Source organism: Gemmatimonadota bacterium (assembly GCA_039715185.1).
GTDB lineage: Bacteria > Gemmatimonadota > Gemmatimonadetes > Longimicrobiales > RSA9 > DATHRK01.
Map to the genome: position 1 here is coordinate 36555 of JBDLIA010000016.1, position 10715 is coordinate 47269.

The following is a 10715-nucleotide window of genomic DNA, read 5'->3' on the forward strand; positions in this document are numbered from 1 at the left end:
GGCCCTGGTGCCCCTCAGCCCATCGTTCCGAACAGCCTGACCGCAAGCGACGCCCGGTAGAAAAAAGCAAGGACGACCACTACGGCGTGGTACCGCTCGCTGCGGCTGAACGCGGCTGCCAAGAACAGGGCGAAGAAGACCGCCGTGGTCACGGGGTACTCGATGCCCTGACTCCTGAAGTAGTCGGTGCCCTTGATCAGAGTGTCGACCAGATCGATCAACAGCGAGGCGATCAGCAGTCCGAAGAACCAACCCTGCACGGAGTGGAAATAACCCTTGAATCCGTCGTGGTCGGAAAGGTCGGACGGGAAGAGCATCGCGCACAACATGTACATCACGACCGCGTACAGGACCACGAAGGCGTAGATCTCGAACCGCCAGACCTCCACCTCCCCCAACCTGAATTCCCACCACCACCAGAAGATGAGGGAGAAGAACGTGAAGGCGACCCAAAGGAGGTGGATCCAGTAGACCCGTTCCCTGCCGGGGTGTTGGATGATGTGGGCCACGCCGCGCAGCAGGTGGGCGAGGCCCAGCCCGATGATGATCGAGGTGAGGACGCTGACGTACTCGAAGATCTCCATTAGTCGACCAGCCCCACCGGGGCCTCGATCGCGGCGATAACCGCTCGGGGCGGCTTCAGCAGCCTCATCGCGTCGCCTCGAGCTCGTCCGTGAGAGTCTGCTTCAAGTCCTCGGCGATGACCCTGACTATCCCCGCGATCTCCACGGTCCCGCCGACGCGCTGGGTCTGATACGTAATCAGCTTCTGCACGTCGGGGGTAAGGAGCTCGGAGCGCATCGCAGCGGCCGATCAACCCTGCAGATCGAAGCGCGACTGCGGATGGTGTCGTCGGCGTCAACGGCTGGCCTCCCCTCCTGATGTGTGGGCGGGTAAGCTGAGGGCACGGCTCGATCCGCGGCAAGCGAAGGGACGGCTGCGCCGATACCTGGATGGGACGTCTCCGCGGAGACGCGGGGCGAGCCAGCGCGCTATCTTGAGGCGCGTCATGGGCCCGCGAATCGACACTGAAAACCCGAGGATCGCTCTCATGCTCTTCGCCACCACCGAGCTGGCCGCCCGGATCGAGCGGGTCGAAGCCGGCCTCATGGCCGATTCGGGGCGTGCAGTCGAGCGGTCGCGGCCCGCTGCGAGTGCGATGGTGCTGTCCCTGGCCGGCGGAGTGGCCACCTACGCCGGGGAGGGCTCGCCGCTGAACAAGGTTGCGGGTCTGGGCTTCGAAGGGCCGGTGTCCGTGGCGGAGCTCGAGGAAGTGGAGCGACTCTACGCCGAGCGAGGGTCGCCCGTGCACGTGGAGCTATCCTGCCTGGCCGACCCGTCGATCGGTGCGCTGCTCACGGGCCGCGGCTACCGGCTCGTCGGCTTCGAGAACGTGCTCGGTCGAGAGCTGTCGGATGGACCGGCCGGAGACAGCCCGGGTCTGGACATCCGCGCGAGCGACGAGGCCGACTTCGACGTCTGGCTGGACGCCGTGGTCACCGGCTTCCTCAGCCCGAACGACGAGGGTCTGCCAGCACACGAATCGTTCGCCCGGGAGGCACTGGAGCAGGCCATCGGCGACATGGCCGGGGCCGAGGGCTTCCTGCGCTACCTGGCCCGGCGGGATGGCAACCCCGCGGGCGGCGCGAGCATGCGCCTCGGCGAGGGGGTAGCCCAGTTGTGTGGCGCCGCGACCGTCCCTGCGCACAGACGTCGGGGAGTCCAGGCGGCCCTGCTGGCTCATCGCCTCGCCGTCGCGGCCCGGGCGGGCTGCGACGTGGCGGTCGTGACCACACAGCCCGGGTCGCTGTCGCAGAGGAACGTCCAGCGGAACGGCTTCGAGCTGCTGTATACGCGCGCGGTCCTGATGCTGGAGGCACGCGGAGTCGAGTGATCGACGAATCCTCGGCGCTGGCTCGCTCGAAGGGCTCGCGTCGTTGCCCGCGAGGATGTCCCATGTGATCATGGATCTGCGGCGGGCGGCACGGCGGCGCCGCGCCGCGGTCGTGGGTCGAGGTCTCGGGCGTATCGAATGCGGAAACTCTTCAAGCTGGCGTCTTTGCTCGTGCTTCTCGGCACGATAGCGCTCGTGGTGTTCCTGGCGCTGCGGCGGCCGTCCCTGAGCCGGGACTGGGACGAAGACGTTCGCATTCTTGCCGGAGTCGAAATGGCGGACGACGGACCGGTGGCGCTGAGCAGGGTCCGCAACTGGCGCTACGCGGAGGACTCGATCGTGTCGCAGTCCTATCTCGACGCTGCCTTCGATCCCGCGGATATCGTCGACATCTGGATGTACGAGCAGCAGCTCGACGACGCCGGCCTGATCGCCCACACCTTCCTGGTCTTCGAGTTCGATGCGAGCTATGGGCCCGCTCGCTACCTGGGGCTGTCCGTCGAGACGCGGCGCGAGTCGGGAGAGGAGTATTCGCTGATCGGCGGGATGCTGCGGGCCTTCGAGGTGACCCACGTGTGGGCGACCGAGAGGGACCTCGTGACGCGCCGGGTCCAGTATCTGGACTACCCGCTAACGCGCTACAGGCTGGAGATCCCCGAGGAATACCGCGCCCGCATCTTCGTCAAGCTGGCGCAGGAAACGGGCGATCTAGCCATCACGCCCCGCTGGTACAACACCGCGACCAACAACTGCACCAGCTCGCTGATCAAGTACGTGAACGAGAGCGAGCCCGGCGCCATTCCGCTGCACTACAGCTACGTGCTCACGGGAACCGTGGACGACTACCTGGAACGCCTGGGCTACCTGGACGCGGAGTCGGCGCTGGCGATTACGCGGGATTATCTGGCGGCGAACGAGCTCAGGTAGACTCACCTCCGGTTCTGCCAAGCTGGAGCACCACCACATCGCCGTCCTGCAGTCCAAAGCGATCCCGCAGGCCCTCCTCCGAGATGAACTCGACGACCCTGACGTCGGGTCGGTCCGATGCGCCGATCGTCGTCGTCCAAATGAAACCGAGCGTGGCATCGAGCTCGGGAAGCCATGCGGGATAAAGAAGGACGTCGCGCTCGCCGCCCATCTCATCCCGCCCGAACGGGATGATGCCGTCCTGCAGTTCCGCCGAGAACCAGTCGAATGGAGCAGCCAACAGGAGATTGAGCGAGCCGGGAAACATCCGCGTCCCGAGCTTCGCTTCGTAGGCCTCGGAGAACACCGTGAGCCAGTGCGCTGCGTCGCCGTGCCCGGACTGTACGATGCCTTCGATCCGAGCTCCAGACCTCACTCCTCCTCCCAGTGCCCCCGCGCCTTGATCAGCTTGTCGCGCGGCGGCGACCTCATGTAGGCGGCGTAGCCGGGGTGCGCGGCCAGGGTGTCGGGGTGGGTATCGATCTGCCAGCCACCCCACGGCTCCGGTTGTCCGTTCCACTGACTATCGAGCGACGCCCACAGATCGCGCTCACCAGCCAGCAGAAGCAGGCGACCGACCCAGTGCGTGCGTACCGGGTCGGAGCTGTCGACCTCACCGGCCCACGCGACCAGGTCCGCGCGCGCGTCGGAATTGTCCTCGCCGGCCAGGCCTCGGAGGATGCGCGCCCCCCGAAGGTGGGATGGCCAAAGACCAGGATCGGGGTCCCCCCTCGCGACCTCCACCATCTCGTCCAGCGCACCCTGCCTGTACAAAGAGACCATCAGACCTGCCCGTGGAAAGAGCAGAGTCGGGGACAGCTCCAGCGATCTCCGATATGCCTCTGCTGCAGCGGCATCGTCTCCGATCTCCTCGTACACGTTGCCCAGGTTCATGTGGTTCGCGGGCTGCAGCGGATCGAGTTCGGCGGCGCGCGTTTCAACCGTCATGGCCTCTTCCAGCCGATCCCAGAACTGGAGCAGGTCTCCGTACCAGTTGAACACCACGGCGGAGCCGGGCGACACCTCGAGCGCACGCAGATAGAGCTCTTCCGCACGCTCGAACTCGTAGTCCAGGGTGAGAATGCTCCCGGCGGCGAGGAGCGCCTCTACGTCCGTCGGATTGATCGCCAGCGCCGCTGACGCGGCCGAATCGGCGCCTGCGTGAAAGGCATCGTAGTCCTGCTGTGGCAATGTATCCCTGGCCCAGTACACGGGCAGAAGGCGCGCCATGGCCAGCTCGCCCAGCGCGTCCGCCGAATTCGGGGCGGAGCGAACCGCCTCCTCAAGCAGCGCGACCGACCGCAGGATGCCCTCGCCCGTGCGATCGGTCTGCGCCGCGCGGGCCTGGAGGATCAGGTCGTAGGTATCCAGGCTGGGGGGCGGCTGCCCACCTCGCTCCCCCGCGCCGAGGCTCACGCTCAGCGCCTCTGCGATTTCGCCCGCGATCTCGTCCTGGACCGCGAAGATGTCGTCCAGGTCCAGGTTGAACGTCTCCGACCAGACGTGGCTGTCGGTCTGGGAGTCGATGAGCTGGGCGATCACGCGCACCCGGTCCTCGGCGCGCATGACCGATCCCTCCAGCACGAAGCGGGCGCCAAGCGCCTGGGCGACGGTGGGGATGTCGACGGTGTCCCGGAAGGTGAAAGAGGACGACCGGGAGATGACCTTCAGGTCGTCCGACTGAGCGAGGTCGTGGAGGATCGCGTCGGCTACCCCGTCGCCGAACCAGGCCTGGTCACCCGCGGGGCTCATGTCCGTGAAAGGCAGCACGGCGATCGAGCGCTCGACGCTGGGATCGAGCGCCGCGGCCGCTTCGTGCGTGGCATCCCAGGCGATGTAGCCCAGCGCCACTACCAGCGCGCCGGCGGTTACGTAGTTCAGCTTGCGGCCGGTCCGCGGCGTGATCGACTGGGTGGGATCGACCTCGTCGCTCCGCTTCAGGCCCTCCGGGGTGAGCTCGAAGGCCCAGGCCAGGATCAGCGCGATGGGGAAGCCGACGCCCAGCAGGACGATGACGGCGGTCGGGAACCAGTCGGGCAGCGACAGCGGCTCGGCGATGACGTCGACCACCTGCGCCAGCACCCAGCCGATTACCAGGTAGGCGACGCCCACCCGGACGACGTTCCGGCGCTTGAGTTCGTTGAAAAGGCTGGACATGTCGGGGTGGAGCGTAGGAAAGGGCGAGGGCAGCGGCAAGATGGCATGGACGTTTCCGCGGAAACGTGGCGGCCCACCGTGGGCTTGCTCGTCATGCCCTCACATTGGAGCTTTGAACGGCTACCGCACCATGAGGCCGCCGATGACCCGATCGCAGCACCCGGAGGAAGACGGCTCGGGAGCCGACCCCGGCTTCTGGACCCGAATGCGCCAGGGCCGGTTCGGCCAGATACTGGTCGTCTACCTCGGCTTTTCGTGGGTGATCCTGCAGGTGGTGGGTGAGCTCCGCGAGTCGCTGAATCTGCCCGCATCGATCGGCCCGATCACGCTGCTTCTGCTGGGCGTGGGCCTGGCCGTCACGCTGGCGACGGCGTGGGTGCAGTCGCACCTGGAGCAGCGTCAAGCGACGGGGGAGCTCCCCGGCTCGTGGGACCTGAGCCTGGGCGAGCTCAAGGAATCCATCCTACGGGGTCGCGTGCCCCACCTCACGTGGGCGAGAGCCCTGCTCGGTGGTGTTTTCGCCTTCTCTTTGTTGTTCGGCTTCGCGGGCCTCTACGTGCTGATCCAGGACCGCGGTCGGAGCCTCGCGCCGGAGGAACTGGCCTCGGGGGACGCTGAGCCGGGCATAGCAATCCTCCCGTTCGACGTCAACGATGCTGCCCTCGACGACCTCCGAGAAGGAGTGCCGCTTCTCCTCGCGACGACGCTTCACTCCGCCGCCGGGGTGCGACCGATCGCGGCCAATACGGTCCTTGCGCACTGGGATCGAGGAGTCGCCGCGGGCGAGCGCGCCGACCTGGCCCTGGCGCTGGAGATCGCGCGGGCTAGCGGCGGCAGCTACGCGCTGACCGGCTCTGCGGTCGCGCTGGGGGGCGATATCCGGCTTGCAGGCGAGCTGTTCGAGACGACCTCCGGGGAGCCGCTCGGACGGGTACGGGTGGAAGGAGCGCGCGACAGCGTGTGGACGCTCGTGGACGGGCTCGCGGTCGAAGTGGTGAAGACCCTCACTACGGTCGGCGGCGACGGCGCGGACGTTTTCAATCTCGCGGGGGTAACCACTCGTTCGCCGGCGGCGCTCGCCGCGTATTTGGAAGGCGAAGCGCACTACCGGCGGGGAGACTTCGAACGCGCGGTAACATCCCTGGAGGCGGCGGTCGAGGAGGACTCGACGTTCGCACTTGCGCACTATCGCCTCGGACAGGCGCTTTCCTGGTTCGGGCTAGGGGACCGATCTTCCGCGCACCTGGAGAAAGCGCGAACCGGTTCGCTGCCCGACAGACAGGTGCTGTTCTCCCGGATGACGACTGCGACGACGCGGGGTCGATCCACTGAGCCGCTCGACGACCTCGGGGCGTTCGTGCGCCAGCATCCCGAGGACGCGGAAGCCTGGAATGCGCTCGGCGAGGTACTCTTCCACGAGGGCGTTCTTCTTGACAGTCCGGACTGGTTGGACGAGGCGACCACGGCGCTGGAGCGCGCGGTCGAGCTGGAGCCGGGGAGCGGCCTCTACTTGTTCCACCCGCTGCACCAGGCCTTTGCCAGAGGGGACAGCGCCCACGCCGCGTATTTGATCGAGCGTTTCGGCGCCGTACACGCGGGCTCTCCAATGGACCTGGGGCATCGGCTGATCTGGCGATACGAGTTCGGGAGCGCGCTTCCCGCCATGCCTCCGGACTCGGCCGTGGCCACACTTGTGAGTCTCGGCCAATGGGGAGGCATGCTGGCCTTCGCGAGCCGTTCCTTCGAGCTCGGCGAAGCGTACCTCCTGCGCCAGAGCGATGGTCTCGGCGAACTGCCGTTCGAGCTATGCAACTCGGTCCCCCTACGCGCTGGACGCTGGAAGAGCCTGATTTCGTACGCGGCGGATGAACGCATGCCCTTCCAGTCACGCTTTCTTTGTCTGCACGGGGCCGTGCAGAGCGGCTTGCCCGTCCCCGAAGCGATGCTCGAGGAGGTGACCCGGTCCGCTCTCGCGCAAAACCGCGAAGAGACGCTGCGGCTGGGAGCGTATCAGTTGGGGGCGTACTACGTCGATCGGGGACGCTGGCCGCAGTACGAGGACCTTAGGGCCGAACTCCGCGAACGCCTGGAGGCCGCTCGGTCCCGAGCCGACTCCGTTCGGGCCGACGAGTGGGAATTCCAGTTGGGCTCCTTGCAGGCGTATGCCCACTGGGCGGAGGGAAGACGTGAGGAAGCGGCCAAAACTCTCGAGTCCTTGAGGCCCACACAGTGGCAAGAGCACAAATGGTGGCTCGGCCGTATCTATGCGGAGCTCGGCCGCCCCGCCGACGCAGCGCGCTGGTTGACAGGGATAATCGGGGGCGACGGCCCTTATTGGCCTCACGTCGCTCCTTTGCTGGGTAGCGCTTACGAGCAGCTGGGAGCAACCGACCGGGCCGCCGATCTATACCGCGACTTCATCGCGCGTTGGAAAGACGCCGATCCCGAGCTTCAGCCCTGGGTCAGGGAGGCACAGGACCTCCTGGAGCGGATCGAAGGGGAGGGGCGACCCGCGGCCTAGGGGGATTGCCGCGCCCTGCTAGTTGTCCAGCACGCGACGCGCACGTTTCCGCGGAAACGTGGCCCAGGCTGCTATCGACGGGTCACCCCGCGAGGCCTCATGACCAGGGAATTCAGTGAGGAGTCGTTGATGAACAGGTAAGCCTGATCGCGGAACACGTCGGTCATGCTCTGAATCGCCGCGGCTTCGAGGGCCTTGGTATTTTGGCGAATCTCCAAGCCCACGAAGATCAGCGACCCGATTACGCCGAGGGAAGCGAGCGCTTCACCCAATCTCGTCTGCCGTATTGCCACGGTCGTCTCCGGTCGGAAAGGAAAGCGCATCCAGCCTGGCGGGATCGGTCCGCGAGGGTGAGATCGGGACGACCTCGAACCGGGTCATTGGTCCGCCGGAGGGGGTTCGTAGCGCTTCGCCTCGACCAGAAGTGAGTCGGGACCAAGCGTCACGCCACGCCGGACCACCAAGTCGATGCGCCGCGTGTTGTCGATGTTATCCAGCGGATCCGCCAGAAGGACGACAAAATCCGCGACGGCACCGGCCTGGATGACGCCGAGGCTGTCGACCTCGAGCCAGGCGGCAGGAGTGGTCGTGGCTGTTGCCAGCGCCTCGCGCGGCGTCAGCCCGCAATCCTGCAGTCGGCTCATCTCGTCGTGAATGTCGCCGGGATAGGCGACGTACCAGAACGCGTCCGTGCCGACCGCCACCTTGCCTCCGCGTCGTTGCAGCTCCAAGACGGTGCGGCAGCCCTGCTCCATGAACCCTGTTCGCCAGAAGGCGATTTGGGCCTCAGAATTGTCCGGGCTTTTCTGCCAATCGTCCCACCAGCCCCGGCTGATCTCCTGCAGCGTCGCGGGGAGGGCCCGATAGGTCGGTTTGTGGTCGGGGAACGAACCGCCTTCGTACTGCAGGGTCTCCCACGTGGCCGTCAGCACAACCTGCCCTTCGACCAGCTCGTCGAGCAGCGCGCCCAGCTTCTCGTCCTCGACGCCCCAGAGGAGCCTGGGTCTGTCGTCGGTCCCCAGGTCGAAGTCGAGTTGCTCTCCGACGTAGTGCTCGAGCCCGTCGATGCCCGCCTCCAACGCGACCGACGTGGGCGCGTTCCAGCCCCAGAGGTCGGCGGTGACCTTGAGGCCGAGGGCGTGCGCCTCCTCGGTTGCGGCAACCAGCGCCTCGGGTGTGAGCGCGTTGTACAGCTTGATGAAGTCGACGCCCTCGGCTTTCGCCCTGCGGACCGCGTCTCTTGCCTCCTCGGGCGTCCGGACGATCAGCGGTACGTCCGGGAAAGCATCGGGCCAGTTCGGCGGGTCTCCGTCGATCGGGTGGCCTGCGATGAAGAGGTTCGGACCGAGCGGCTCCTCCTGCCAACGCCCGCGCAGGGCGAGCGAGGAGTCCGTGCGTGCGCCCACGTCCCGTAGCGAAGTGATGCCGTGGGCCAGGAACAGGGGCGCCCACGGCATATAGGAGTACTCGGCCACGTGGGTGTGGTTGTCGAAGAGGCCGGGGATGATCCACTTGCCGCGAGCGTCGATCGTTTGGCCCGCGCCCTCCGCAGGACAGCGCTCCGGGGTGTCGACGCAAACGATGCGACCGTCGTCGACGACGATGTTGGCGCCCTCGATTGGCTCGAGGTCCTGACCGACCACCACGGTCGCGCCGACGAACGCGGTGGTGGTGGAGGGCTCGGCCGGGTCGCACGCCGCGGCCGCCAGGGCGGTGAGCAATACGGCGTTGCCCACAATGACCGGCATAGGCCCCGGTTGATAGGATGTCCGATTCGCTACGCTCAACGAGCCCGATGTCTTGGCTGCCGTCATTGTCGGCTCCCGGCTTCCTCCGAATTACCGCTCCCACGCCTGGGATATCACCCGCAGGCCTCGACTCACCGTTGGCGGGATGACCGAGGTATGAGTCTCGTCCTCGAAAAACATGGTCTCCAGGCGCAGGCCCTCGTAGTTGCGAGCCTCGAGGATTGTGGCCAGGTCTTCCACGTTCGACACCATCGCGTATTCCTCCCCGTCGAGCGCTTCCAGTAGGCCGACGGCCAGAAACAGGTCTGCCTCGAGCGTGGCGTGTGTCTCGGCGTACGCGGCCTCGAAGTCGAACGTGGCCCGATCATCCCAGAACAGAGACGGGCTCCCGACTATGAAGCGCTCGAATGTCCCCTCTCCCTGGAACAGGGCGTAGAGCGCGAAGAGTCCTCCGAATGAGTGACCGAAGAGCGCGCGACCGGACGATTCCGCTCGGTACTCCGATTCAACGAGGGGGATCAGCTCCTGGCGAATGAAGTCCAGGAAGCCGGGCGCCCCGCCCGTTCCCTCGAGTGGTGGAAAGTCGGGGAGTTCCTCCGACCACCAACGGAGAAACTCCGGATCCTCGGTCGGGGTCAGGTCCACGGCTCGGAGCGGAGTGGCGTCGAAGAATCGACCCACTGGGTAGCCTATGCCGACAATAAGCAGATCGGGGACGATCCCGTCGAACCGCATGAGCCTGGCGGCTTCGACCACGGTGCCGAGCTCGCCGTTGGCGTCCACCGCGTATAGAACGGGATACGTAGCTTCGGTCGTCTCGTATCCGAGCGGCAAGGCCACCGAGATCTCGTAGGTCCGGCCGGTGATTTCCGAGGTGATGGTGCGGCTACGGGAGTCGGCCAGCGCCCCGGCGTAGGGGCGCCAGGCGTCGAGGGCGGGCTCGGGCTCGGGCTCGGCCGCGCAGGCGAACGAGACACACGAGGCAAGCAGCAGCAGGGCAACAAATCTCATTGGGAACCTCCGCCGAGAGACGCACCAACCGCCCCCCCCAGCGCGCCGGTCCGCCTGGCGCGACCCGCCCCGCACGATTCCACTGCGTTGCCAATCTGCCCTTCGGGCTGCGCGAAAGCGAGCGTGCCCCCCGGCTCGAATCTGTCCCGATCAGCTGTTTCCAGGGACGATCCTCGGGTCGACCAGGCTGCCTCTTCCGCCGCCGCGCCCGCCGGTGCCGTGCCAGCCGCCGTCTTCCGTCCGCGATGCGCTCCCGGAGGCGAATCTGTCTCAATCAGCCGCCGTCTTCCCCCCGCCATACACGTGCCTGAGGCGCATGGACGGCGGGCAGGCGTTTCCGCGGAAACGTCCCAACCAGCCATTGGGCGAGGCCAAGCCTTTCCCGATCAGCAGCCCACCCGTGACAAAGTCGTCCCAA

10 protein-coding genes are annotated in these 10715 nt (G+C 66.7%); 3 read left to right on the forward strand and 7 right to left on the reverse strand.

The window, feature by feature from the left end; translation table 11 throughout:
• Positions 1-14 precede the first annotated feature (14 nt).
• Both ABFS34_04905 and ABFS34_04910 read right to left on the reverse strand, forming a co-directional pair.
• A complete protein-coding gene (locus ABFS34_04905) occupies positions 15-584 on the reverse strand; it encodes a hypothetical protein (GenBank protein ID MEN8374767.1) in 570 nt (189 codons plus the stop codon).
• A gap of 64 nt (positions 585-648) precedes the next feature.
• On the reverse strand, positions 649-801 hold the full coding sequence (locus ABFS34_04910; GenBank protein ID MEN8374768.1) for a hypothetical protein: 153 nt from the start codon (positions 799-801) through the stop codon (positions 649-651).
• 250 nt (positions 802-1051) lie between these two features.
• Here ABFS34_04910 and ABFS34_04915 point away from each other — a divergent pair, with 250 nt between their 5' ends.
• Together ABFS34_04915 and ABFS34_04920 are read left to right on the forward strand one after the other, a co-directional pair.
• Positions 1052-1894, forward strand: coding sequence for a GNAT family N-acetyltransferase (locus ABFS34_04915; GenBank protein MEN8374769.1), 843 nt, complete (start codon positions 1052-1054; stop codon positions 1892-1894).
• 138 nt (positions 1895-2032) lie between these two features.
• Positions 2033-2821 (forward strand): DUF4105 domain-containing protein, encoded by a 789-nt coding sequence (locus ABFS34_04920; protein ID MEN8374770.1) that lies wholly within the window; start codon positions 2033-2035, stop codon positions 2819-2821.
• On the opposite strand, the gene ABFS34_04925 is transcribed toward ABFS34_04920, so the two are convergent.
• Together ABFS34_04925 and ABFS34_04930 are read right to left on the reverse strand one after the other, a co-directional pair.
• Positions 2814-3236 carry a DUF120 domain-containing protein gene (locus ABFS34_04925; GenBank protein ID MEN8374771.1) on the reverse strand — a complete coding sequence of 141 codons (423 nt, stop codon included), beginning with the start codon at positions 3234-3236 and terminating at the stop codon, positions 2814-2816. The genes ABFS34_04920 and ABFS34_04925 overlap by 8 nt on opposite strands.
• Entirely contained in the window at positions 3233-5017 is a 1785-nt protein-coding gene (locus ABFS34_04930) for a tetratricopeptide repeat protein (protein ID MEN8374772.1), read from the reverse strand. The genes ABFS34_04925 and ABFS34_04930 overlap by 4 nt, the downstream gene beginning before the upstream one ends.
• A 142-nt stretch (positions 5018-5159) precedes the next feature.
• Between ABFS34_04930 and ABFS34_04935 the strand changes: the two genes are divergently transcribed.
• A complete protein-coding gene (locus ABFS34_04935; GenBank protein ID MEN8374773.1) occupies positions 5160-7538 on the forward strand; it encodes a tetratricopeptide repeat protein in 2379 nt (792 codons plus the stop codon).
• Between the two features lie 71 nt (positions 7539-7609).
• Here the strand turns inward: ABFS34_04935 and ABFS34_04940 are convergent, their stop codons facing one another.
• From ABFS34_04940 to ABFS34_04950, 3 genes are all read right to left on the reverse strand, one after another.
• Positions 7610-7831, reverse strand: coding sequence for a hypothetical protein (locus ABFS34_04940; protein ID MEN8374774.1), 222 nt, complete (start codon positions 7829-7831; stop codon positions 7610-7612).
• An 84-nt stretch (positions 7832-7915) separates the two neighbouring features.
• Positions 7916-9352, reverse strand: a complete 1437-nt coding sequence (locus ABFS34_04945) for an amidohydrolase family protein (GenBank protein MEN8374775.1) — start codon at positions 9350-9352, stop codon at positions 7916-7918.
• A 24-nt stretch (positions 9353-9376) separates the two neighbouring features.
• On the reverse strand, positions 9377-10297 hold the full coding sequence (locus ABFS34_04950; protein MEN8374776.1) for an alpha/beta hydrolase-fold protein: 921 nt from the start codon (positions 10295-10297) through the stop codon (positions 9377-9379).
• Between the last annotated feature and the right edge of the window lie 418 nt (positions 10298-10715).

Coding starts and splice junctions, on each gene's coding strand:
- ABFS34_04915 (MEN8374769.1), top strand. CDS start 1,052: ATGCTCTTCGCCACCACCGAGCTGGCCGCCCGGATCGAGCGGGTCGAA.
- ABFS34_04950 (MEN8374776.1), bottom strand. CDS start 10,297: ATGAGATTTGTTGCCCTGCTGCTGCTTGCCTCGTGTGTCTCGTTCGCC.
- ABFS34_04910 (MEN8374768.1), bottom strand. CDS start 801: ATGCGCTCCGAGCTCCTTACCCCCGACGTGCAGAAGCTGATTACGTAT.
- ABFS34_04935 (MEN8374773.1), top strand. CDS start 5,160: ATGACCCGATCGCAGCACCCGGAGGAAGACGGCTCGGGAGCCGACCCC.
- ABFS34_04930 (MEN8374772.1), bottom strand. CDS start 5,017: ATGTCCAGCCTTTTCAACGAACTCAAGCGCCGGAACGTCGTCCGGGTG.
- ABFS34_04945 (MEN8374775.1), bottom strand. CDS start 9,352: ATGACGGCAGCCAAGACATCGGGCTCGTTGAGCGTAGCGAATCGGACA.
- ABFS34_04920 (MEN8374770.1), top strand. CDS start 2,033: ATGCGGAAACTCTTCAAGCTGGCGTCTTTGCTCGTGCTTCTCGGCACG.
- ABFS34_04905 (MEN8374767.1), bottom strand. CDS start 584: ATGGAGATCTTCGAGTACGTCAGCGTCCTCACCTCGATCATCATCGGG.